The sequence below is a fragment of the Mesorhizobium sp. WSM4306 genome (assembly GCF_007003975.1).
Classification (GTDB): Bacteria; Pseudomonadota; Alphaproteobacteria; order Rhizobiales; family Rhizobiaceae; genus Mesorhizobium.
Genome location: NZ_VFTC01000001.1, coordinates 149,851 through 173,077, shown reverse-complemented (window position 1 = coordinate 173,077; position 23,227 = coordinate 149,851). Strand labels below are relative to the sequence as shown.

Sequence of the window (23,227 nt, the reverse complement as noted above, 5' to 3'; positions counted from 1 at the left end):
CTGAGAGACTCGCGCAACCGGAACTCTGTCGGCGACGCTTACACCTTCGGCGCGGGGGCAAGCCCCGACTTTCCAGAGTGTCTTTCCCGTCTACGGTTCTTTTGCCTGAGAGATTTCGGGCGATTTCCCCTTCGGCGGCAGCTCGCGCTGCTCTCTCCCGCAAACAGGTAGGACTCAGACCCTGAGCCCTCGACGCGCCATCCATAGCTTGTCGGCGACACGTTGTCACCTGCCAGCGACATCTAAGGCGCGTCGCGCTTTAGATGTTTGGTTTGATGCATGTCGTTCTCCCCAAAACCGCTGCACACTTTTGGGCGACATGCATTTGCCGACAAGTCTTCGCTAACCACGCCGTTTTCCGGTTTTTCAAGACACTGCTGATAGTTTGGTGGGCAACTGCGTTGGGCACGGCGGACGGGATTGACAGATGAGCGAACGGATCCAGAGCGCACCGGGGGCGGGGCTGACTTCGAAAGATCGCATCACGGCGGAAGATGTCGTCATGTTGCGCCGCGAAGTGTTCGCCGATGGCGTGGTGAGCCGCGGTGAGGCCGAGGCGCTGTTCGCGCTTGACGCCACGGCCAGGGACAAATCCCCGGAATGGCCTGAATTCTTCGTCGAGGCCGTCACGGATTATATCGTGCACCAGGAAAAGCCGGCGGGCTACATTTCCGAGGACAATGCCGACTGGTTGATCCGGACAATCTCGCGCGACGGGATGGTCGATAGTCTCACCGAGCTGGAGCTCCTGGTGCATGTGCTGGAGAGGGCGAAATCGTCGCCGGGCCGGCTGTCCGCCTATGCGCTGGAACAGGTCGCCCATGCCGTTGTGGATGGCAAGGGACCGCTGATATCAGGTGGCGCGCTGGTTCCCGGGCTGGTCGCCAAGGCCGAAGTCGATCTGTTGCGCCGCATCCTCTATGCCTATGGCGGCGACGGTAACATTGCCATCACCCGCCCCGAGGCCGAGGTGCTGTTCAGGATCAACGAGCAGACTTCCGCCGCCGACAACGATCCGTCCTGGAACGAGCTGTTCGTCAAGGCGCTCGCCAATTTCGTCATGTGTTCGGCCGGCTACGAAGCGCCGACGCGCGAGGCTGCCTTGCGCCGTGACAGCTTCTTCGAACAGGCCGAGTCTGAGATTGGCGGCTTTTTCAGCCGGATGGTGTCGGGCGGGCTCGCCGGCATCATGGAGGCCTATCGTTCGCCCGGCGATATCGAGGCCGAGTGGGAATCGAAGAACCGGGCTGCCGAAGCGTTAGCGCGCCGTGCCGAAACGATCGATGCCGGCGAGGCGAAATGGCTGGCCGAGCGTATCGGCACCCACCGCCCGCTGCACGACAATGAACGCGCGCTGCTGACTCTGATCAAGCATGCCTCGCCGGAGATTCACCCGGCGCTCAAGCCACTGCTCGACAAGGTTGCGTGAACTCGATCGGCAGGCTCAATCAAATCCCGCCATACCAGTCGTAGCCATTGTCCTCCCAATAGCCGCCGCGGCCGCCACCGACATTGGTGAAACTGTCGACCAGTTCGATCTTGTAGAGATATTTCGGCATCTTGTAGCCGAGCTGGCGCTCGACGCGCACGCGCAGCGGCGCGCCGTTTTCGACCGGCAGCGGTTTGCCGTTCAAGCCATAGGCCAGGATCGTCTGCGGATGGCGGGCATCGATCAGGTCGATGGTGCCGTAATATTTGATCTCGCCGGAGAGGCTGCGGTCGATCGTGTCCAGGCAATGGAACATGACGTAGCGGGCCTCAGGCTTGACCACGGCCTGGTCGAGCACCAGCGACAGCGGCGTTCCGGTCCATTTGGCGATGCAGCTCCAGCCTTCGACGCAGTCATGCCGGGTGATCTGGGTGCGGCTCGGCATGTTCTGCAACTGCTCGCGGCTGAGCGAGAGCGGCTTTTCAACCAGGCCCGTCACTTCCAAACGCCAATCGGCGAAATTGTTGGCGAGCAGGCCTTTGTAGGTGTCGTCGTCGGGCGCGGTGACGCCATTCGGCCGCTGCGGCTGGCGAATGTCGGCCTCGGAAAACTCCGGCGCCAGCGCGTCGCGACCGGCCAGCAGGCGCTGCGCCCGATAGGTCAGGCCGTTGGCGTTTTCGAGGAAGCTGCGTAGGCCGTCGCCCATGCCGAGCTGGCTATCAAAGGCATCGCAGCCCGACAGCATGATGCCGGAAACACCGAGGCTGGCGCCGGTCAGGAACTTTCTGCGGCTGATCTGGAATTTGGCCATGTCAGGCGCTCCTCTTCGAGGCTTCGTCACCATGCGCCGGCGGGTCGGTGCGGTACCAGCCGGTGATGATCGAACGCAGTTCGTTGATCGGGCCGGCAGCGAGGATCATCAGCATGTGGATGATGAAAAATCCGACCAGCAGCACCATCACCGTGAAATGGATGGTGCGCGCTGTCTGCCTTCCGCCGAGCACCTCATTGAGCCAGGGCAGCACCGAGTTCATGCTTGGCGACATCGCAAGACCGGTGATGATCATCAGCGGTAACAACACGAACAGCACGCCGCCATAGGCCATTTTCTGCAGCGTGTTGTATTCGCGGGTGTGGTGAAACCTCAGCTTGGCGTGGTCGATGATGTCCTGCGGCAGCCGCTTGATGTCGTCCAGCCGCGGCGCCAGATCTCGGCGCAGATGGCCGTTGACCAGGCTGGCGACTAGCCAGACGACCAGGGTGGTGGTCAGTATCCAGGCGAAGAAGAAATGCACGACGCGGGCGGTGCCGAGGTCGTAGTAGGACGGGATCGTTGCCCAGGACGGGAAGGCGCGTGACGTCTGCTGTCCCGCTGGCCCCGACCAGCCGAGCACGCCGGTGGTGTCGAAGCGATGGCCGAAGATTTCGGTGTAGCCGCGCGGCCCGGTCGCGGTGTTTTCGGCGCCGATGGCAAAGACAGTGTTGTTGTAGCCGAAGCCGGACTGCTTGCCGATATAGAGCTGCGGGCGGGCGCCGAAGATTTGCAGGCCAGACAAAAGCATGAAGAACAGCGAAATGGCCCACAGCCAGTGCGTCAGACGCGTCCAGCGCGATTGCCGGTAGATCAGCGTCGTATCCTTCGGCGTAGTGGCATCAGGCCCGATGCTGGGCTGGGTCATGGCAACGGATTCCATGTTTCCTGGTCTCCTGGCTGCGCGATCTCGCGCTTGTCGTTCTCCTCCCAATACGTCGCTACCGAAAGCGATGTTTCATGCGATCACGTTTTTATTACGGGCAGATTCTTATTGCGGACCCGAATTGCCGAGGCTGACGGCCAAGTTGACCACGGCAGCGACGATGACGGTGTTGAAGAAGAACGACAGGATCGAGTGGACAAGCACGACGCGGCGCATATGCGAGGTGGTTATCGCTGTGTCGGCGGTCTGCGCGGTCATGCCGATCACCGTCGCGAAGTAGAGGAAATCCCAGCCATCCGGCCGTTTGCTGCCGGGAAAATCGAGCCCGCTGACCGGCATCTTCTTCTTGGTCTCGGCATCGATCGCGTCGCCGTCCATCCAGTAGACATGAGCATAGTGAAGCGCCGCCAGGGAGTGGATGGTGAACCAGCCGAGCGGGATCGACAGCATGGCGACGCCAAGCTCGATAGGGTCACGCCCCTTATGATTGATCAGCAGAAACAATAGGATAATGGCGATGGCGACGACGCCCAGCGTAATGGCAAAGATGCCCAGCACCGGCAGGTCGACCTCGCGCGCATTCTTGCTGAGATAGCGACCGGACAGCAGCGGCATCTTGGCGAGGACGAGTGCGATGAAGACGACGAAAAAGGCGTCGGCAGCGATCGAGACGGAATAGGCAAGCGGCAAGCCCGCAATCAGCGCGATAACCAATGCCGGCAGGCCGACACAGGCCGACACCAGGAATTGCTTGTGCCGGTGCAGCGGGTTCGTGATCGGGATGTCTGTCGTCATGGCCCGGCGCCCTGGAGCCGTTTCTAGCCCGGTGTGACGGATTTCAGCGCTCGCCGCAAGATGCGATCGAGTTCGCCGAGAAAGCGCGAACGGTCCTGCGGCGCAAAGCTGGCATTGTAGCCCTTGCTCTCGCCGGTCTCGCGCAAATGCTGCTTCAAATCGCGCATCGCCACCGCCATGCCGATGGTTTCGGGCGTGAACGGGCGCCCGGTGGGCCCAAGCACATGCGCGCCGAGCGCCACGGCGCGGGCAGCAAGCGGGATGTCGGCGGTAATCACGATGTCGTTGGATTTTGCGTTGTCGACAATCCAGTCGTCGGCGGCGTCAGCACCCTTGGAGACGACGACGTTGCGGATCATCGGATCGCGCGAGGGACGAAGCCCGCCATTGGAGACGTAAGTGACGACGACGCCATGGCGCTCGGCGACCTTTTCGACCTCGGCTTTCACCGGGCAGGCGTCGGCGTCGACGTAGATCTGGGGAGGGTCGACACTAGTCGCGTTCATAGCGTGTGAACTTCAAATTATAACCGCGCGGCTCGGCGCCGGGCGGTTCCTCGGCCTCGGTGTCATAGACGTAGATTTTCCCAGTACAAGCAAATCCGACATGTAGGCCGATGGTGCGGATCATATCGGTCGCTTGATCAGAGTTATAAGCCCAGACGCTCATGCCAAAGAAGGCGGGTCCCGCGTCGGCAGTTCCGTACTCCGCGTTTGGAGACACCACTTCGCCGTCGGCCAGCAGCGTGTAGTGATGAAAGTCGGTTCTCACCCGCCCATGGCGGAGCTTCAACTTCCAGTTTTTGAAGCCCCTGAGATTCATCAACTACCCGGTAGCAATACGCGGTGGCCTGGGGAGAAGGGCTAGCGTCGCAAGCCAGCCCTCTCGTTTTCATTCAGGCCGGCAGCGCGCCCGATTTCTTCGCCGTCCAGGTGGCGATATAGTCCATCAGACCGGGGTTGAGGCAGTCATAAGGCTCGAGCCCGATCGACTTCAGCTGGCCGCGAATGCCGTCCATCCGCTTGGGGTCGACACCGGATTCGATGATCGACGACACGAAAGCGGTGAAGCCGGGCGGTGACCAGCCGTCCTCCTGGAAACGCTCCGGATGGATGAAGGTCAGGCCCTTGAACGGATGATCGCGCTCGACCGGGCCATGCATGTGGACGCCACAGCCGGTGCAGGCATGGCGCTGGATGAGCGCTGAGGGATCAACCACCTTCAGCTTGTCGCCGTTCTCGGTGACGGTGACGTCGCCGGTGCCGGCGACCGCCACGACCGAGAACACCGCGCCTTCTGGTTTCCAGCACTTCGTGCAGCCGCAGGCGTGGTTATGGGCGATCTGGCCCTTGACCTTTACCTTCACCGGCTTGCTGGTGCAGGCGCAGACCAGCGTGCCGCCGGCAAAGCTCGCGCTTTCCCTAGGCAAGCCATTGTCGATTTTCGGATGCAGTTTTTCCGGCATTTTCTTCCTCCCTTGTTGAACCCGTGCAACTTCAGTCGCTGGCCCTTCGGTCGGCGGCTTTTCTCCTCAGTAAACCACTACGCTTCGGATCGACTTGCCCTCATGCATGAGGTCGAAGCCCTTGTTGATGTCTTCCAGCTTCAGCAGATGGGTGATCATCGGGTCGATCTGGATTTTGCCGTCCATGTACCAGTCGACGATCTTCGGCACGTCGGTGCGGCCGCGCGCGCCGCCAAAGGCCGTGCCCATCCAGGTGCGGCCGGTGACGAGCTGGAACGGCCGGGTCGAAATCTCCTGGCCAGCGCCGGCGACGCCGATGATGACCGACTTGCCCCAGCCGCGATGCGAGGCTTCCAGCGCCTGGCGCATCACCTTGGTGTTGCCGGTGCAGTCGAATGTGTAGTCGGCGCCGCCGATCTGGTCGGCGCCGCGCTTGGTCATGTTGACGAGGTGAGGGACGATGTCGCCGTCGATCTCCTTCGGATTGACGAAATGCGTCATGCCGAAACGTTCGCCCCATGCCTTCTTGTCGTTGTTCAGGTCAACGCCAATTATCATGTCGGCGCCGGCGAGCTTCAGGCCCTGGATGACGTTCAAGCCGATGCCGCCGAGACCGAAGACGACGGCGGTTGCGCCTTGCTCGACCTTGGCGGTGTTGATGACAGCGCCGATGCCGGTGGTGACGCCGCAGCCGATGTAGCAGATCTTGTCGAAGGGAGCGTCCGGATTGACCTTGGCGACCGCGATCTCGGGCAGCACGGTGAAGTTCGAGAAGGTCGAGCAGCCCATATAGTGGAAGATCTTGTCCTTGCCGACCGAGAAGCGCGACGACCCATCGGGCATCAGCCCTTGGCCCTGCGTGGCGCGGATGGCGGTGCACAGATTGGTCTTGCGCGACAGGCAGGAGGGGCACTGGCGGCATTCCGGCGTATAGAGCGGGATGACATGGTCGCCCTTCTTGACCGACGTGACGCCCTTGCCGACATCGACGACGACACCGGCGCCTTCATGGCCGAGGATCGCCGGGAACAGGCCTTCGGGATCCGCGCCCGACAGGGTGAACTCGTCAGTATGGCAGATGCCGGTCGCCTTGATCTCGACCAGCACCTCGCCCTCGCGCGGTCCGTCGAGGTCGACCTCCATGATCTCAAGCGGCTTTCCGGCGGCGACAGCGACAGCGGCGCGGGTTTTCATCAGGCAGTTCCTCCCAAGGCGATTGGTCTTCAGGCTTTCAGGATTTTTATACTGTTTCAACCCGATTTGGCGACCAAATATGGCGCAAATCTTTGCCCAGTCGTCGGCGAGCCCGGCCTTCGTCTTCCGGCACGGGCCTGACGTGCCGGAAGTGTCTTGATGGGTGCGCGGCCGGGCGGTGCTTGAGCCCGGCTGCCGAAGCCCATAAGAAGGACGAAAGACCCGAGGAAACGCCTTCGATGTTCACGAAAATCCTGATCGCCAATCGCGGCGAGATCGCTTGCCGCGTGATCAAGACGGCGCGCAAGATGGGCATCGTCACCGTGGCGGTTTATTCCGACGCTGATCGCGACGCCGCGCATGTCGAAATGGCCGACGAAGCCGTGCATATCGGGCCGTCGCCCGCTGCGCAAAGCTACCTCCTGCCTGAGAAGATCATCGCCGCTTGCAAGGAAACGGGCGCGCAGGCCGTGCATCCCGGCTACGGTTTTCTCTCCGAGCGCGCCGCCTTTTGTGAGGCGCTTGAGGCCGAAGGCATTGTCTTCATCGGCCCGAAGCCCAAAGCGATCAAGGCGATGGGCGACAAGATCGAATCGAAGAGGTTCGCGAATGCCGCGAAGGTTTCGACCGTGCCTGGCTGGCTCGGCGTCATCGAAAATGCCGACCACGCCGAAAAGATCGCCGGCGAGATCGGCTATCCCGTGATGATCAAGGCCTCGGCCGGCGGCGGCGGCAAAGGCATGCGCATCGCCTGGAGCCAGTCGGAAGTGCGCGACGGCTTCGACCGGGCGCGTTCGGAAGCCAAAAGCTCGTTCGGCGACGACCGTGTCTTCATTGAGAAATTCGTCGTCGATCCGCGCCATATCGAGATCCAGGTGCTGGCCGACGCGCAAGGCAATGCGCTCTATCTCGGCGAGCGCGAATGCTCGATCCAGCGCCGCAACCAGAAGGTCGCCGAAGAGGCGCCGTCGCCATTCCTCGACGCCAAGACCCGCAAGGCCATGGGCGAGCAGGCCGTGGCGCTCGCCAAGGCGGTCGACTATCAGAGCGCCGGCACCGTCGAGTTCATCGTCGACGCTGAAAAGAACTTCTATTTCCTTGAAATGAATACACGATTGCAGGTCGAACATCCGGTGACGGAGCTCGTCACCGGCATTGATCTGGTCGAGCAGATGATCCGCATCGCTGCCGGCGAGAGGTTGGCTTTGAAGCAGAGCGACGTCAAGCTGAACGGCTGGGCGGTGGAAAGCCGGCTCTATGCCGAGGATCCCTACCGCAACTTCCTGCCGTCGATCGGCCGACTGACGCGCTATCGGCCGCCGGAGGAGGGCACGTTCGGCGATGTCATCATCCGAAACGACACCGGCGTCACCGAGGGCTCCGAGATTTCGGTGTTCTATGACCCGATGGTGGCAAAGCTCTGCACCTGGGCGCCGACGCGTATCGAGGCGATCGATGCCATGTCGGAGGCGCTCGACAGTTTCGTTGTCGACGGCATCGAGCACAACATCCCGTTCCTGGCGGCGCTGATGCAGCATCCGCGCTGGCGCGAAGGGCGGATATCGACCGGCTTCATTGCCGAGGAATATCCGGATGGTTTTGCGCCGATCGTCCCCGACGCTGACGAAAAAGCCGTGCTGGCGGCAATCGCCACCGCGGTCGAGCTGCTGCGCCGCGACCGGCTCGACCGGCTGGGTGGACGGCTGGCGCCGCATTCGGGCGCGCTCAAACGCGACTGGGTGGTGAAGATCGGCGAGGATTATCTTTCCGCCTCGATCCTGGAAGGCATGGTCTCCATCCCGATGGAAATCGACCTGTCGGTCAATGGTGGCAAGGCGCTGACGGTGACTTCCGACTGGCGGCCGGGCGATCTGATCTGGCGCGGTCATGTCGGCGCCCGCAAGGTTACAGCGCAGATCAGGCCGCTCTCGAACGGCTTGCGCATCGCCTGGAAAGGCATGTCGGTGAACGCACGCGCCATGCTGCCGCGCATAGCGGAGCTGGAACGGCTGATGCCGGAAAAGGTGGCGCCGGACACGTCCAAGATGCTGCTTTGCCCGATGCCGGGCCTGGTCGTGTCGATCGCGGTTGTCGAGGGGCAGGAGGTCAAGGCCGGCGAGACGCTGGCCGTGGTCGAGGCGATGAAGATGGAAAACGTGCTGCGCGCCGACCGTGATCTGACCGTCGCCAAACTCAACGCCAAGCCGGGCGACAGCCTGGCTGTGGACGCAGTGATCATGGAATTCACCTGAGAATTCAGCGTGGAGATTTGGACATGGCGAAGCTCGTCTTTGGAATGAACCAGTCCCTGGATGGCTATGTCGATCATGATCAGATGAAGACAAGTCCCGCGCTGTTCGATCACTGGATCCGGCACGTGCGCGACCTGGCCGGCAGTGTGTATGGCCGGCGCATGTATGAGACGATGCGGTACTGGGACGAAGACCGTCCCGAATGGGGCACGGCGCAACGCGATTTCGCGACGGCGTGGCGGCGCCAACCAAAATGGGTCGTATCGCGTTCGCTGAGATTGGTTGGTCCCAACGCGACCTTGGTCGAGGGTGACCTGGAGAGAGTGGTACGCGGGTTGAAGGCTCAGCTGCTTGGAGAGATTACCGTTTCCGGGCCGGATCTCGCGCGAAGTCTCACTGACCTCGGCCTGATAGATGAATACCGGCTCTACCTCCACCCCGTCGTGCTTGGCCACGGCAAGCCATTCTTCGCCGGCCCGAGGCCACCGCTGCGCCTTGTGTCCACCGACCGCGTTGATGAGGACGTAATCAGGCTGACATACGTTCCTGCTTGATCGCGTGGATTTCCCGGCAAGGCGAGGCGCGTGCGGTAGTTTTGGGGACGGAGGGTCGTTTCGCTGGCAGTCGGTGCGGCGGACGACTAGATTAGCCTCAAACCGAGATTCTCAAACACCAGCAGGGCCTGACCGGGTGGCAGACGCAACAACAACACGCGATCCGCTGAAAAAGGAAGCCATTGAAAGGGCGAGCCGGCCCGAAAGGCCGGCGCGGCCGTTCATCCATCTGCGCGTGCATTCGGCGTACTCGTTGCTCGAAGGCGCCTTGCAGGTCGCCGCCGTTGTCGGTCATGCCGTCAAGGACGAGTGCCCGGCCATTGCCATCACCGACACCAACAATCTGTTCGGCGCGCTGGAATTTGCCCAAAAGGCGGTGAAGGAGGGTATCCAGCCGATCATCGGCTGCCAGATCGATCTCGCCTTTTCCGGCGAGACCAGCGACGCGCAGCGCGACCGCCGCCGCCATGGTCCGGAGATGCATGCCGTGGTGCTGATCGCCGCCACCGAGGCCGGCTACGCCAACCTGGTCAGGCTGGTCAGCCAGGTCTATCTGGAGACGCCGCCGGGCGAGGCGGTTCATTTGACGACCACGATGTTGGAGGGCCATAGCGATGGCCTGATCTGCCTCAGCGGCGGCCCGCGCGGCCCGATCGGCCGGGCCCTGAAGGAGGACCGCCGCGATCTCGCCGAAGCGCGGCTGCTGGCGCTCAAGACGCTGTTTGGCGACCGGCTCTATGTCGAGCTGGATCGGGTTTCCGGCTATGACCGCGCCATCGAGAAATCCACGGTCGATCTTGCCTATGTCAATGACCTGCCGCTGGTCGCCACCAATGAGGCATTCTTCTCTGCCCGCGACGACTATGACGCGCACGACGCACTGATCGCGATTGCCGAAGGCTCGGTCGTCGCCGCCGACAACCGCCGCCGCCTGACCGCGGACAATTTCCTGCGCAGCCAGGCGGATATGGCAAGGCTGTTCGCCGATCTGCCGGAAGCGATCGACAACACCGTCGAAATCGCGCTGCGCTGCTCCTATTATCCCAAGACCCGCAACCCGATCCTGCCGCGCTTTACCGGCGGCGACGTCGCCGACAATGAGGCGGCGCTGAAGGCCGAGGCCGACGAACTGCGCCGCCAGGCCCAAGAGGGGCTGAAGGCGCGGCTGGCGGCGCATGGACCCACTGCCGGCTACACGGCCGAGCAGTACCGCGAGCGGCTCGATTTCGAGCTTTCCATCATCGAGAAGATGAAATTCCCCGGCTACTTCCTGATCGTTGCCGACTTTATCAAATGGGCGAAGGCGCAAGGCATTCCGGTCGGGCCGGGCCGCGGTTCGGGCGCCGGATCGCTGGTTGCCTATTCGACGACCATCACCGACATCGACCCGCTGCGCTTCTCCTTGCTGTTCGAGCGCTTCCTCAATCCCGACCGTGTATCGATGCCCGACTTCGACATCGACTTCTGCCAGGACCGGCGCGAGGAGGTTATCCGTTACGTCCAGCAGAAATACGGCCGCGATCAGGTGGGGCAGATCATCACCTTCGGTACGCTGCAGGCGCGCGCGGTGCTGCGCGACGTCGGTCGTGTGCTGCAGATGCCTTACGGCCAGGTCGACAAATTGTCCAAAATGGTTCCGCAGAACCCGGCCAATCCGGTCAAGCTCGCCGACGCTATCGCCAACGAGCCGCGCTTTGCCGAGGAGGCCGAGAAGGAGCCGATCGTCCAGACGCTGCTCGATATGGCGCAGAAACTGGAAGGCCTCTACCGCCACGCCTCGACGCACGCCGCCGGCATCGTCATCGGCGACAGGCCGCTGTCGGAACTGGTGCCGATGTACCGCGATCCACGCTCGGACATGCCGGTCACCCAGTTCAACATGAAATATGTCGAGCAGGCCGGGCTGGTGAAGTTCGACTTCCTCGGCCTGAAGACGCTGACGGTGCTGGAGACGGCGGTGAAGCTGATCCGCCGCCGTGGCATCGAGATCGACCTGGCGACGATCCCGCTCGACGATCCTGACACCTACGCCATGCTGTCGCGCGGCGAAGTGGTCGGCGTGTTCCAGGTGGAAAGTGCCGGCATGCGCAAGGCGCTGATCGGCATGCGGCCCGACTGCATCGAGGACATCATCGCGCTGGTGGCGCTCTACCGTCCCGGCCCGATGGAGAACATCCCGACCTACAACGCCAGAAAGCATGGCGAAGAGGAGATGGCCTCGATCCACCCCAAGATCGACCATCTGGTGAAGGAGACGCAAGGCGTCATCGTCTACCAGGAACAGGTGATGCAGATCGCGCAGGAGCTGTCGGGCTATTCGCTCGGCGAAGCCGACCTTCTGCGCCGCGCCATGGGCAAGAAGATCCGCGCCGAGATGGACAAGCAGCGCGAGCGCTTCGTCTCGGGCGCCGTCGAGCGCGGCGTCGGCAAGCCGCAGGCCGATTTCATCTTCGATCTGTTGGCCAAGTTCGCCGACTACGGCTTCAACAAATCGCATGCTGCCGCCTACGCCGTCGTGTCCTACCAGACCGCCTATCTCAAGGCGCATTACCCGGTCGAATTCCTGGCGGCGTCGATGACGCTCGATATGGGTAACACCGACAAGCTCGCCGATTTCCGCCAGGATGCGCTGCGTCTCGGCATCGAGGTGGTGGCGCCGTCGGTGATGACCAGCTTCCGCAATTTCGAGGTCGGCGAGAATCGGATCTACTATTCGCTGGCTGCTCTCAAGGGCGTCGGCGACGCGGCGGTCGAGCATATCGTCGCGATGCGCGGCGAAAAGCCGTTCAAGAACCTCGCCGATTTTTGCGAACGGGTCGACCCGAAGATCGTTGGCAAGCGCGTCTTCGAAAGCCTGATCATGGCCGGCGCGCTCGATTGTTTCGGCCATGACCGCGCCCAGATGATGGCCGGCGTCGAACGGATGATGGGGCTGGCTTCGCTGGCGCAGCAGAACGCGATTTCGGGCCAGCACGACATTTTCGGCGCGTCGCTCGGTTCGCAGTCGCAGGCTCTCAACCTTCCGCAGACCGATCCATGGCTTGCCGCCGACCGGCTGCACCGCGAATTCCAGGTGGTGGGCTTCTATCTCTCGGCGCATCCGCTCGACGAGTACAAGGCCGCACTCCAGAAGATGCGGGTGCAGAACTGGGGCGAGTTCTCGGCCGCGGTCAAACGCGGGGCTACCGCCGGGCGGCTTGCCGGCACTGTCACCACGAAGCAGGAGCGCAAGACGCGCACTGGCAACAAGATGGGCGTCATCGCCTTTTCCGACACGTCGGGCCAGTATGAGGCCGTGCTGTTTTCCGAGGGGCTGGCGCAATATCGCGACCTGCTCGAGCCCGGCCGTTCGGTGGTGATCACCGTTTCGGCCGAGGACCGGCCCGAAGGCGTCAATCTGCGCATCCAGACCGTGCAGTCGCTGGAGGACGAGGCAAGCCGGATCCAGAAGGCGCTGCGCATCTTTGTGCGCGACGCGGCGCCGATCGGCATGCTGGCCGGCCAGTTGGCGGTGAAGGGGGAGGGCCAGGTCAGCTTCGTGCTGATCAAGGAGGCCGGCCAGGGCGAGATCGAGATCGAACTGCCCAACCGCTACCGCATCTCGCCGCAGATCGCCTCTGCGATGCGCGCCGTGCCGGGTGTGGTGGAAGTCGAACTCGTCTAGGCTGCGCTGATATTCGGGCGATGCCGACGGCAATCGCATGGACGTCGGCCAAGCGCATCACTGCGTAACGCAGTTGTGGGCCTGACATTGCGGCCGATAGGGCCAGCGTGCCCCGCATGGTTGAAGTGAAGCTCCTTTGAACCACATGCGTTGAGCACGGACTTCAAAGGAACGCACAATCATGCCCAGCCGCGAACGCGTCGAAGCCTTCCTCGAGGAGGTGGTCAAAGGCAGCCACGTCAAGGCGATCGCCGACTTCTACCATGACGATGCAACCATGCAGGAGAATCTCGGCGTCCCGCGGCGCGGCAAGGAAATGCTGATGGCGCGCGAGCAATCGGTTTTGGATCAACTCCAGAAGATGCACACGCATCCCGTCCAGACTTTCCTGGTCGACGGCGACAACGTCGCCATCCGCTGGACATTCGACAAGACCGACAAGGATGGTGTCGTCCAGCGGCTGGAAGAGGTGGCGCTGCAGCAGTGGCGCGGTGATCGGATCGCCAAGGAGCAGTTCTTCTATGATACGGCGACCGCCTGGCGCCTTGTCGGGCCCGACGGCGTGGTGGTGCAGAGCTGAGTAATCTCCGACCTCAACCCATCGGAACGGTTTCGGTGTCTGTCGCTATCCCGAGGCCGCGACCTCCGCCGGCCGCTCCGCTTTCCGCTGCAGGTTGAGCAGGTTGCCCAACAGGATCAGCAAGGCGCCGCCGGCGGTGAAGGCGTCGATTTGCTCGCGATAGAGCAACCAGCCGACCAGCGCCGACAGCGGCACGCGCAGGAAATCCATCGGCGAGATAACGGTTGCATCTGCATAGGCAAGCGCGCGGGCTAGGCAGAAATGCGACGACATGCCGGTGAAGGCGATGACGAAAATCCACGGCCAGAGCGCCAGCGAAGGATTGCGCCACTCATAGAGTGCCGGCACCAGGCCGACCGCCGACTGAATGACCAGCATCCAGAAAATGATGCGCACGACACTGTCGGTGCGCGTCAGCGACTTGACCAGCACCAGCGAAATGCCGAAGCAGACCGCGGCGCCGAGAACCACGAGATGGCCCGGCTCCATGGAGCCGACGCCGGGGCGCACGATGACGACCACGCCGATCAGGCCGAGCACGATCGCCGCCAACCTTGGCCGCGACAGTTTCTCGCCAAGGAAGCTGACGGCTAGGATAGCGGTCCAGATCGGCGTGGTGAATTCGATCGAGATCAGGACCGCAAGCGGGATCAGCGTCAATGCGTAAAGCCATGCCGCCTGGCCGGTATAGTGGATGACGTTGCGGGCGATATGGGCCAGCGGGCGCTGCGTGCGCATCGCGGCGAAACCGCCGCTCATCATCACCAGCGGCAACAGGATGAAAAAGCCGATCACCGAGCGCAATTCGAGCACCTGGAAGACGTTGAGCTCGGCTGTCGTGGCGCGGCCGGCGACCGACATCGCCAGGAATGACGTGATCGACAGCGCCATCCAGAAGGCGGCCTTGGGGATCGAGGGAGCAGGGACCATGGGCGCTATGTCGCAAGCCGGGCCTTCTATCGCAACCGCTAGGCGACGCATTCGACTGGGCCAGACCCGTTGCAACACAGCCATGCTGGAAGTGGAACCTGACGCCGCGGCAGGCGTTGGTTCCCCGTATTGGCCAATTCCTGGACGTACTGTTCGATATCAACCGGGGGAGAGGTTCCGATGAGATCATTGGCGCGACTTCTGCTAGCCGGTTGCCTGATGACCGCAGGCGGCGCAGCCCATGCCGACGAGGCGAATTTTCTGAGTTCCTTGCAAGGGAATTTCTCCGGCAAGGGCACAGTCAAGGTCACCACCGACGCACCGACGGTAAATGTTTCCTGTACTTTCAATTCCGATGCGACGTCGACCTCATTGTCGCTTGACGGCAACTGCCGTGGTCTTGTCGTGGTGACGCGCGCCATCAGCGCGGATCTGAAGGCCAGCGGGGCGAAATACACCGGCGTCTATGTCGGATCGCGCACCGGCCCTGCACAGCTCGCCGGCAGCCGCTCGGGCAACGCGATCAATCTTGGCATTCGCTGGGCGACGGAGGTCAATGGCGACCGCAAGGCGCGGTTGACGGTCGAGAAAACCAGCGGCGACGGAATGCGGTTGACCGTTACCGATGTCGATCCGAAAACCGGCAAGAGCGTGGTGACGAGCCGCATCGATCTGCAGCGCATCTGACCAAGAGCGTCAATCCTCGATCGGCTCGGGCGGGTTGGCGTTGCGGCCCTTGCCGAAGGTGTAGCCGGTTTCCACCGCCTTCTTGCCGAATTTGTCGCGCAGCGTATCAATGGCGCTTTCGGCCATGGCGCGCTTGCGCGAGCCAACATCGACAAGATCAGGCGGATCGGCCTTCTCGTCGTCCGAGAGATCGCTGACGCCGATGCCGAGCAGCCGGTATTTCGTTCCGTCCGCCTCCTTGCGCAACAGGTCGAGGCCGGTCTGGAAGATGCGGTCGGCCAGCCTTGTCGGGGCCCCGAGCTGGCGGTTGCGGGTGCGCAGCTTGAAGTCCTGCGTCTTCAGCTTCAGCACCACGGTGCGCCCGGCAATGCCTGACTTTTTCAGCCGCGCCGAAACCTTTTCAGACAGTCCTCGCAGCACCGGAACCAGCTCGTCCATTTCAGCTATATCAGTGTCGAAAGTGGTTTCGGCCGAGACGCTTTTTGCATCCTGGTCGGGGTCGACACGGCGGTCATCCTGGCCGCGCGACAGATGGTAGAGCCGGGTGCCCATCACACCATAGCGGCGCATCAGATCGGCGCGCTCCATGCGCTGCAGCTGGGCGATGGTGCGGATGCCGTCGTGTTCCAGCGTCGCGGCAAACGCTTTGCCGACGCCCCAGATCAACGTCACCGGCTGCTCGGCCAGGAAACCCAGCGCCTCGGCCTCGCCGATCACTGAAAAGCCGCGCGGCTTGCGGAAATCGGACGCAACCTTGGCCAGGAACTTGCAGTAGGAGAGGCCGGCCGAAACGGTGATGCCGATTTCCTTTTCGACGGTCAGCGCAAAGCGCGCCAGCACCACTGCCGGCGGCATGCCGTGCAGGCGCTCGGTGCCGGCAAGGTCGAGAAACGCCTCGTCAATCGAGAGCGGTTCGACCAGCGGCGTCAGCGCCTGCATCAGCGCGCGGACCTCGCGCCCGACGCGGACATATTTTTCCATATCGGGCGGGATCACCACCGCTTCCGGGCAGGCTTCGAGCGCCTTGAACATCGGCATCGCCGAGCGAACCCCATGAATGCGGGCGATGTAGCAGGCGGTGGAGACGACGCCGCGCTTGCCGCCGCCGATGATCAGCGGCTTGTCCTTTAGCGCCGGGTTGTCGCGCTTTTCGATCGCCGCATAAAAGGCATCGCAATCGATATGGGCAAGATGCAGCCGGTAGAGTTCGGGATGACGGGCGAGCCGGGGACTGCCGCACCGCTCGCAGCGTCTGACATCGCTGCGCTGAAGGGCCAGGCAGTCGCGGCAGAAACCGTGCTCGGGATTGTTGACAGGGGCCGCCATCGCTGCGAACATAAAGAGAACAGATGCAATGGTACGTCAGGACGGATGCCGCCACAAGCGGTTAGCCGGGAGAGAACTCATGAGCACGACCATAGCGCCGCTGGCGCCCGAATTATGGGCGGATTTCGAGGAGCTTTTCGGCAAGCAGGGCGCCTGTTACGGCTGCTGGTGCACGCATTTCCGGATGGCGCCGGCGGTGCGGCGCGCCAGCAACAAGCAGCGCAACAAGGATCATATCAAGGCGCGCATCGAGGCCGGGCCGCCGCCTGGGCTTTTGGCTTTCGAGGATGGCAAGGCGGTCGGCTGGATGCAGATCGGCCCGCGCGCCGACGTGCCGGAGTGGAACAATCAGGGCAGGGGCTCGGCGCCGGTCGACCGGGCAGACGCCAGCGATCCCGGCGTCTGGGCGATCTCCTGCTTCTTCATTCGCGCCAGTGCGCGCGGCAGGGGCATCAGCCATCGCCTTGTCGAGGGCGGCATCGCCTTTGCCCGCCAGAACAAGGCGCGGCTGGTCGAGGCCTGTCCGATCGACGTGTCACGAGATTCGCGTTCGATCGGGCTTTTCGTCGGCTCGTCGCGTGTGTTTGAAAAGGCCGGCTTCGAGCGGCTTGTTGAGCGCAAGGCCGGCCGGCCGCTGATGCGGCTGGTGCTGTAGTGTAATTACCCGTTGGCGTTTGTTGATGTCATCTTGAAGTTGTAGGTTGGTTTCATAGCAGACGAACGAAGCGTTCCTTTTTGGTCAAATGGAGAATTTTGTGAACCGTGTCTTGCCGCTTGCTTTCCTTCTCGCCCTCAGCGCTCCTGCGTTTGGCCAGGCTGTCGATGCCCAAGGTGCCAAGCAACTTTCCGATGAGCTCTCCCGCTATGTCGGCAAACAGGCGCTCAACGAAGGCATTTTGAAGATTTCCACCGAAGGGAATGCCTACAAGGTTACCTTCGATATGAAGGCGCTTGCGGCGAAGGTGCCGAAGCAAGATCTGGTGAAGTTCGATTTCCCGCCCATCACATTGTTGGTTAAGCCGAACGGGGATGGGGGCTGGAGTGTCTCGTCGGACTTTTCAACCAGCGGGTCATTCGAAGTGAATAATTCGGAGGGCCCAGCAACCGGACAAATAGACATCAAGGATGGCAAGTTCGCGGGTGTCTACGATCCTGAACTGGGGGCATTTAGAAGTGGCGAGAGCTCTATAGCGGGCATGACGATGACGTCGCGGATGTCCAAGCAGATCACAGACTTGAATGTCGGCTCGGGATCTTCAAAATTTGGCGCAACAAAATCGGCCGGTGGCGGGGTCGATCTGAATGTGACGCAGTCGATGGTTGACTTTGCCGAAACGGTCAAGCTTGACAACCGGTCCGTAGGCGCCGTCAAGACATCGGAACTCGTCGTTGATCTAACGGCCAAGGCGATACGAACGAAGCCACTTCTGGACCTCCTGGCGTTTGCTGTTGCCCATGAGGATGAGGCCCAACTGAAAGCGGATCAAGCGGAGTTGAAGGCACTTTTGCTGTCGGCGTTGCCGCTGTGGGAGCGGATGGATGGAACCTACACATTTAGAAATTTTGTCTTCGAAACCTATGCGGGCAATCTGGGTGCATCTCAATTAACTACTTCTTATGGGGCTGACGGTATCGCTCGAGCCGGCAAGTATGATTATCGAATAAAGGCTAAAGGCCTCAGTTTTCCCTACGTTATTCCTGGGTGGGCAGCCAAACTTATGCCTACCGAACTCGATGTTAAATTTGGGGGCGTCAATATCGATCTCGACAGTATGAGCAGAAAGGCGATCGAGACGTTTGACCTCAACAAGAATCCGCCGTTGCCAGCGGAGTTTGGCGATCAAATCAAGGCAGACTTCATGGCTAACGCGCCAAAGTTCATCGTCGATCACAGCGTGTTCAGCAATGGCGACACGGAAGTCGCGCTGGAAGGCGACATGACTTTCCCCGACGGCGATAAGCCCGACGCCAATCTGACGATCGACGTCACCGGCTATGACAAGATCGTGGCAAGCCTGCAGGAGGCGGCGAAGACGGATCCTGAGGCCTCGCAGGCTTTCACCGGCGCCTTGGCTGTCAAGGGATTTGCCAAGACGCTGCCGGATGGCCGCGTGGAGTGGGTGATCAACGCCAAGCACGATGGATCGGTTACGGTCAACGGCGCCATGCTGAAGGGCCCCGATCCGGCCGTGGAAGACGGCGCCGGCCAGGATGCGAGCCCTGGCGAGGGCAATAGTGGCGGTGCAGGGGCGAAGTTGCAGCCGTGATCCCCAGGCTTGGAAGCGCTTGGGCTTAAAGCCCGAGCGCGCTGGCGATCTTCGGCGCGGCGTCGCGCCAATCCTCGACTGAGACGATGTCGTCCGGCAGCGGCGGCAGGTAGGCGCGCAGCGAATTGTCGGCCATCAGATGGAACAGGTGTGCATCGGCGACGGAATTGCGCGCTGAGATGAGGTTGGCGGGCTGGTCGTCGACAAAGGCCACCGGCCTGCCTTTCGTACCGCGCAGTTTCGCCACTGCCGGTCCCTTGGCCATTTCGGTGGTCAACAGCGGATAGGGCAGCCCGAGCGCATCGAGATGGGCGCGGCGCGCCGCGCGATGGCGGTGCGGCATGGCGGTCAAAAGGACGATTTCGGCGCGGTCGCCGAGACTGGCAAGCGCTTGCTCGGCGCCGTCGGTGACACTCTGCCAGTCGGCCTGCGCGTCGAAGAAATCGCCAAGCAGTGCCGTCACCTCCGGCTGTTCGATCAGCCGGCCGCTCGCCGTTTCGGCGATGTTGCCGGTGAGGCGGAAGGAGGCCAGCGTGAGCCCAAAGCCGCGCGATTTCAGGAAATGCGGAAACGGCCGGATGAATTCGAGCACGACATCATCGACGTCGAGGATCAGCAGAGGCCGGTCGTCGGCTGCAAGTTCGGCGATCTGGCGTGCCGTCTCGGGATCGTCGCTCATATCGAATGCTCATGGTCGTCGCCGCCAAGCGGCAGCGCGCGCAACGCCTTGCCGACGGCAGCCGGCGGGGTGCCGGTTTCCTCGGCAAAGCGCAGCAAGGTCGGCTCGTGGGCCAGGATGAACTGCAGGACGCCGGCAAGGAATCCCGGTTCGGCTGCGGCGCGCCGGATGGCGGACGCCTCGATGCCGGTGATTGCCAGGAAGCGCGGCAGGAGTTCGGGGTCGGCGGCGACGAAGCCCAGTGCCCTCACGGCAATGGTTTCCGCCTCCTCGCGCATTGACGCTGCGTTTGCCATCATTACCTTTTGGTTTGCGGAAATGAGTCTCTTTTCCGCAGTAATGGCAAGCGTCGCTTGCGGCAAGCCACCGCCCCAATCCAATGTGATTTTCGAGGTGGAATCCGAATGGCTTTTACAGCTGCGGGTTTCCGTTTCGTCAATCATATTGCCGTAGAGTGAAGAAGGGTTTGGTGTGCTCCGACAAGGGCGCATGACGGCAGGCTTCAGGCAGAAGCCCGGCCGGGACGGGAAATCGATGCCTAAGAAGGTGATGATCGTCGAGGACAATGAGCTCAATATGAAGCTCTTTCGGGACCTCATCGAAGCCAGCGGTTACGAGACGGTGCGCACGCGCAACGGCCTCGAGGCGCTCGATCTGGCGCGCCAGCACCGGCCGGACCTGATCCTGATGGATATCCAGCTGCCGGAGGTATCAGGCCTGGAAGTGACGAAATGGCTGAAGGAGGACGACGACCTCCGCTCCATTCCGGTGATTGCCGTCACCGCCTTTGCCATGAAGGGCGATGAGGAACGCATTCGCCAAGGGGGCTGCGAGGCCTACATCTCCAAGCCGATCTCGGTGCCGCGTTTCATCGAAACCATCAAATCCTATCTGGGTGATGCCTGATGCCAGCACCCATTCCAGCCGGAGCCTTGTGAAATGACTGCGCGGATTCTCGTCGTCGACGACATCCCTGCCAATGTGCGGCTGCTGGAGGTTCGGCTGCTGGCCGAATATTTCGAGGTGCTGACCGCGTCCAACGGGCTGGATGCGATCGAGACCTGCGAAAACGGCAAGGTCGATGTCGTGCTGCTGGACGTAATGATGCCCGACATGGACGGGTTCGAGGTCTGCAAGCGGCTGAAGAGCGATCCGGCGACGTCGCATATCCCGGTGGTCATGATCACCGCGCTCGACCAGGTTTCGGACCGGGTGCGCGGCCTCGAGGCCGGCGCCGACGATTTCCTGACCAAGCCGGTCAATGATTTGCAGCTGATGACGCGGGTCAAGAGCCTGGTCAGGCTGAAGTCGCTGACCGACGAGTTGCGTCTGCGCGCCTCGACCACCCGCAACATCGGCATCGAGGCGCTGTTGAGCCGCAGCTTCACCTCCGAGGACGCGACGCCGAGGGTGTTGTTGATCGACGAGCGCAAATCCTCCTTCGAGCGCGTCCAGAAAATGCTTCGGGGCAGCGCCGAGCTCGACATTGCCACCGATCCGCATGCCGGTTTCTTCCAGGCTGCCGAGGCGCCGTACGAATGCGTGCTGATCTCGACCGGTTTTGCCGATTTCGATCCGCTGCGGCTATGCTCGCAATTGCGTTCGCTCGATCGCACCCGCTTCCTGCCGATCATCCTGCTTGCCGAGGAAGGCGAGGAGGGCCGCATCATCCGCGGCCTCGAACTCGGCATCAACGACTATCTGATGCGGCCGATCGACCAGCAGGAGCTGATGGCGCGGCTGCGCACGCAGGTGCGCCGCAAGCGCTATAACGACCAGCTCCGCGCCAGCGTCACCCAGACCATCGAGATGGCGGTGACCGACGGGCTGACTGGCTTGCACAACCGTCGCTACCTCGACAGCCACCTGCAGACGCTGTTCGACCGCGCCGTGGCGCGGCGGCGGCCCTTGTCGGTGATGATCACCGATCTTGACCGCTTCAAGAGCGTCAATGACGCGCATGGCCATGACGGCGGCGACGACGTGCTGCGCGAATTCGCCCGGCGGCTGCGCAAAAATGTCAGGGGCATCGACCTTGCCTGCCGCTTCGGCGGCGAGGAATTCGTGGTTGTGATGCCGGACACAGACGCAGCGGTGGCGGAAAAGGTTGCGGAGCGTATTCGCGCCGAAATCGCCCAGTTGCCGTTTGCCATCGGTCAAGAAGGCAAGACGATCGAAGTCACGGTCAGCGTCGGCGTTTCGTCGGTGCTGAACGGCGCGGACACGGTCGCAGCGCTGATGAAGCGCGCCGACGTCGCGCTTTACGAAGCCAAAAGCGGCGGCCGCAACCGCGTTGTCGCCAAGGCGGCGTAGGCTGGACCGCCGATTATGCAGTCAACCGGACAAGGTTAGGAATTTACCTTAATCCAAGCGATTCGGGAGGCTTGGTTAAGAAACTATTGATTTTCCAGCGTTGTTGCGCAAATGTGCGGTGCAAGAACAAAGGCGATGCGAGCACGAGGGTAGACAGCCGCATCGCTCCGACCGATACCCCATGATGCTCAGGTCCGCCGCATCTCCTGGGTCCGTGGGGTCGGCCGGCCGGCGCTGGCACATAGTGGCCTCCTCGTACCGCTGCCATACGCCGACCGGCCCCCTTTTGCCAAAAATGATATGAACTGTCCGCGCCAGGCTGCGGAGGTTTCACGTATTTCCCAGCTTCAAAACCAAACGCCGCCCGAAAGGGCGGCGTTTTTGCATAGCGTATGAGAACCAGATTACTTGATCTTGGTTTCCTTGAACTCGACGTGCTTCTTGGCAACCGGATCGTACTTGCGGAAGGACAGCTTGTCGGTCTTGGTACGGCTGTTCTTGCTGGTCACGTAGAAGAAACCGGTGTCGGCGGTCGACAGAAGCTTGATCTTGATGTTTGCGGCTTTGGCCATTGTATCAGTCCGTTATGTTCGTGGGGTTTTGGCCGCTGGAGCACGGGAAAACACCCGGACGCGGGAAACTTGGCGCGACACATAAAGAACGTGCCTGGAAAGTCAAGCCCGGTACCTCTTCCTTATCCCCCTGTGGGAGAAGGTGGATCGGCGCGCAGCGCCGAGACGGTTGAGGGGTGTGTGAAGGATCGCCGTCCTTGCCAAGCTGGAACACCCCTCATCCGACCTCGCTGCGCGAGGCCACCTTCTCCCACAAGGGTGTTTGGACTGGGGAGAAGGGAAGGCCTACGCGCTTTGCGGTATCGGCGCTGCCGCTTTCTTCCAGTCGCCGGTGGTGTTCCACCAGCGATTCGGATTGGCTCGGTCGTCCAGGCCCTTGGAGCGGCTGGCGAGGATCGGCTGGATGCGGATCACCGGCTCCTGATAGGAATGCGCCTGGAAAATCGCCTCGACGACGCGGGCGGCGAGCATCTGGTCATCGGGCAGTTCGAACGAGACCTCGACCGTACCGGGGCGGCGGCGCAATTCGGTTTCTGCGCCGGCGGCAGCACCTTCAAGCGGCCTGTAGCGTTCGATGCCATGCGCCGTTTGATAGGCGTTACGATCGTATTTGCCCATGGCGAGCGGGGCGATCGCGACCACGGCGTCCATGATGCGGTCGACATCGGCTGCCGGGGCCTGGAAGCTGACAAGCAGCAGAAGCGTCATGCGTAACGATGTGGTTTCAAAGCCGCTGTCGATCATGGCAGTATCCTCAAACTCGGGTGTTTTGGGACACCCTTTTAGCTGAGGCCTCCTGACACGGTTCTGTCAGCAGCCATGT

23 protein-coding genes and 1 riboswitch are annotated in these 23,227 nt (G+C 62.1%); of the genes, 10 read left to right on the top strand and 13 right to left on the bottom strand.

From position 1 onward, the window contains the following. Nucleotides 1–83 precede the first annotated feature (83 nt). Nucleotides 84–170: riboswitch (glycine riboswitch) on the bottom strand. Between the two features lie 257 nt (nucleotides 171–427). After that, nucleotides 428–1,429, top strand: a complete 1,002-nt coding sequence (locus FJV77_RS00950) for a hypothetical protein (protein WP_142865002.1) — start codon at nucleotides 428–430, stop codon at nucleotides 1,427–1,429. Between the two features lie 19 nt (nucleotides 1,430–1,448). Here FJV77_RS00950 and FJV77_RS00945 read toward each other — a convergent pair whose 3' ends face one another. The 7 genes from FJV77_RS00945 to FJV77_RS00915 all read right to left on the bottom strand — a co-directional run bounded on the left by FJV77_RS00945 (nucleotide 1,449) and on the right by FJV77_RS00915 (nucleotide 6,580). Then, nucleotides 1,449–2,240: a molybdopterin-binding protein gene (locus tag FJV77_RS00945; RefSeq protein WP_142865001.1), complete on the bottom strand. Its 792-nt coding sequence runs from the start codon at nucleotides 2,238–2,240 to the stop codon at nucleotides 1,449–1,451. 1 nt (nucleotide 2,241) lies between these two features. Then, entirely contained in the window at nucleotides 2,242–3,108 is an 867-nt protein-coding gene (locus tag FJV77_RS00940) for a cytochrome b/b6 domain-containing protein (protein WP_246691125.1), read from the bottom strand. A gap of 123 nt (nucleotides 3,109–3,231) precedes the next feature. Further along, nucleotides 3,232–3,921, bottom strand: a complete 690-nt coding sequence (locus FJV77_RS00935) for a DUF1345 domain-containing protein (RefSeq protein WP_142864999.1) — start codon at nucleotides 3,919–3,921, stop codon at nucleotides 3,232–3,234. Between the two features lie 23 nt (nucleotides 3,922–3,944). After that, nucleotides 3,945–4,427, bottom strand: coding sequence for a YaiI/YqxD family protein (locus tag FJV77_RS00930; protein ID WP_142864998.1), 483 nt, complete (start codon nucleotides 4,425–4,427; stop codon nucleotides 3,945–3,947). Then, the gene (locus FJV77_RS00925; protein WP_142864997.1) at nucleotides 4,414–4,743 is read right to left on the bottom strand and encodes a hypothetical protein; all 330 of its coding nucleotides are present in this window, start codon (nucleotides 4,741–4,743) and stop codon (nucleotides 4,414–4,416) included. The genes FJV77_RS00930 and FJV77_RS00925 overlap by 14 nt, the downstream gene beginning before the upstream one ends. 73 nt (nucleotides 4,744–4,816) lie before the next feature. After that, nucleotides 4,817–5,386 carry an S-(hydroxymethyl)glutathione synthase gene (gfa, locus tag FJV77_RS00920; protein WP_142864996.1) on the bottom strand — a complete coding sequence of 190 codons (570 nt, stop codon included), beginning with the start codon at nucleotides 5,384–5,386 and terminating at the stop codon, nucleotides 4,817–4,819. 66 nt (nucleotides 5,387–5,452) lie between these two features. Continuing rightward, complete coding sequence (locus FJV77_RS00915) at nucleotides 5,453–6,580, bottom strand: S-(hydroxymethyl)glutathione dehydrogenase/class III alcohol dehydrogenase (protein ID WP_112564606.1); 1,128 nt, start codon at nucleotides 6,578–6,580, stop codon at nucleotides 5,453–5,455. A gap of 239 nt (nucleotides 6,581–6,819) precedes the next feature. Between FJV77_RS00915 and FJV77_RS00910 the strand changes: the two genes are divergently transcribed. The 4 genes from FJV77_RS00910 to FJV77_RS00895 all read left to right on the top strand — a co-directional run bounded on the left by FJV77_RS00910 (nucleotide 6,820) and on the right by FJV77_RS00895 (nucleotide 13,630). Beyond that, nucleotides 6,820–8,832, top strand: coding sequence for an acetyl/propionyl/methylcrotonyl-CoA carboxylase subunit alpha (locus tag FJV77_RS00910; RefSeq protein ID WP_142864995.1), 2,013 nt, complete (start codon nucleotides 6,820–6,822; stop codon nucleotides 8,830–8,832). A 23-nt stretch (nucleotides 8,833–8,855) separates the two neighbouring features. After that, nucleotides 8,856–9,386 carry a dihydrofolate reductase family protein gene (locus FJV77_RS00905; RefSeq protein ID WP_142864994.1) on the top strand — a complete coding sequence of 177 codons (531 nt, stop codon included), beginning with the start codon at nucleotides 8,856–8,858 and terminating at the stop codon, nucleotides 9,384–9,386. A gap of 166 nt (nucleotides 9,387–9,552) precedes the next feature. After that, nucleotides 9,553–13,050 (top strand): DNA polymerase III subunit alpha, encoded by a 3,498-nt coding sequence (gene dnaE / locus FJV77_RS00900; RefSeq protein ID WP_185970173.1) that lies wholly within the window; start codon nucleotides 9,553–9,555, stop codon nucleotides 13,048–13,050. Between the two features lie 181 nt (nucleotides 13,051–13,231). Continuing rightward, nucleotides 13,232–13,630: a nuclear transport factor 2 family protein gene (locus FJV77_RS00895; protein WP_142864992.1), complete on the top strand. Its 399-nt coding sequence runs from the start codon at nucleotides 13,232–13,234 to the stop codon at nucleotides 13,628–13,630. A gap of 45 nt (nucleotides 13,631–13,675) precedes the next feature. On the opposite strand, the gene FJV77_RS00890 is transcribed toward FJV77_RS00895, so the two are convergent. Next, a complete protein-coding gene (locus FJV77_RS00890; protein WP_142864991.1) occupies nucleotides 13,676–14,560 on the bottom strand; it encodes a DMT family transporter in 885 nt (294 codons plus the stop codon). 180 nt (nucleotides 14,561–14,740) lie between these two features. On the opposite strand from FJV77_RS00890, the gene FJV77_RS00885 reads away from it, so the two are divergent. Continuing rightward, nucleotides 14,741–15,247 carry a hypothetical protein gene (locus FJV77_RS00885; protein ID WP_142864990.1) on the top strand — a complete coding sequence of 169 codons (507 nt, stop codon included), beginning with the start codon at nucleotides 14,741–14,743 and terminating at the stop codon, nucleotides 15,245–15,247. A gap of 9 nt (nucleotides 15,248–15,256) precedes the next feature. On the opposite strand, the gene FJV77_RS00880 is transcribed toward FJV77_RS00885, so the two are convergent. Further along, nucleotides 15,257–16,585, bottom strand: coding sequence for a DNA polymerase IV (locus FJV77_RS00880; protein WP_142864989.1), 1,329 nt, complete (start codon nucleotides 16,583–16,585; stop codon nucleotides 15,257–15,259). 67 nt (nucleotides 16,586–16,652) lie between these two features. Between FJV77_RS00880 and FJV77_RS00875 the strand changes: the two genes are divergently transcribed. Together FJV77_RS00875 and FJV77_RS00870 are read left to right on the top strand one after the other, a co-directional pair. Then, nucleotides 16,653–17,228 (top strand): GNAT family N-acetyltransferase, encoded by a 576-nt coding sequence (locus tag FJV77_RS00875; RefSeq protein ID WP_142864988.1) that lies wholly within the window; start codon nucleotides 16,653–16,655, stop codon nucleotides 17,226–17,228. A 100-nt stretch (nucleotides 17,229–17,328) separates the two neighbouring features. Next, nucleotides 17,329–18,840: a hypothetical protein gene (locus FJV77_RS00870; protein ID WP_142864987.1), complete on the top strand. Its 1,512-nt coding sequence runs from the start codon at nucleotides 17,329–17,331 to the stop codon at nucleotides 18,838–18,840. A 25-nt stretch (nucleotides 18,841–18,865) separates the two neighbouring features. On the opposite strand, the gene FJV77_RS00865 is transcribed toward FJV77_RS00870, so the two are convergent. Both FJV77_RS00865 and FJV77_RS00860 read right to left on the bottom strand, forming a co-directional pair. Then, nucleotides 18,866–19,519: a hypothetical protein gene (locus tag FJV77_RS00865; protein ID WP_142864986.1), complete on the bottom strand. Its 654-nt coding sequence runs from the start codon at nucleotides 19,517–19,519 to the stop codon at nucleotides 18,866–18,868. Then, on the bottom strand, nucleotides 19,516–19,815 hold the full coding sequence (locus tag FJV77_RS00860; RefSeq protein WP_142865498.1) for a DUF3572 domain-containing protein: 300 nt from the start codon (nucleotides 19,813–19,815) through the stop codon (nucleotides 19,516–19,518). Before FJV77_RS00860 ends, FJV77_RS00865 begins: the two co-directional genes overlap by 4 nt. A gap of 238 nt (nucleotides 19,816–20,053) precedes the next feature. Here FJV77_RS00860 and FJV77_RS00855 point away from each other — a divergent pair, with 238 nt between their 5' ends. Both FJV77_RS00855 and FJV77_RS00850 read left to right on the top strand, forming a co-directional pair. Continuing rightward, the gene (locus tag FJV77_RS00855; protein WP_142864985.1) at nucleotides 20,054–20,425 is read left to right on the top strand and encodes a response regulator; all 372 of its coding nucleotides are present in this window, start codon (nucleotides 20,054–20,056) and stop codon (nucleotides 20,423–20,425) included. A 33-nt stretch (nucleotides 20,426–20,458) separates the two neighbouring features. Further along, complete coding sequence (locus tag FJV77_RS00850) at nucleotides 20,459–21,832, top strand: PleD family two-component system response regulator (protein ID WP_142864984.1); 1,374 nt, start codon at nucleotides 20,459–20,461, stop codon at nucleotides 21,830–21,832. A gap of 404 nt (nucleotides 21,833–22,236) precedes the next feature. Here the strand turns inward: FJV77_RS00850 and rpmG are convergent, their stop codons facing one another. Further along, a complete protein-coding gene (gene rpmG / locus FJV77_RS00840) occupies nucleotides 22,237–22,404 on the bottom strand; it encodes a 50S ribosomal protein L33 (RefSeq protein ID WP_006201775.1) in 168 nt (55 codons plus the stop codon). A gap of 285 nt (nucleotides 22,405–22,689) precedes the next feature. Then, nucleotides 22,690–23,148, bottom strand: a complete 459-nt coding sequence (locus tag FJV77_RS00835; RefSeq protein WP_142864983.1) for a hypothetical protein — start codon at nucleotides 23,146–23,148, stop codon at nucleotides 22,690–22,692. Nucleotides 23,149–23,227: the final 79 nt, after the last annotated feature.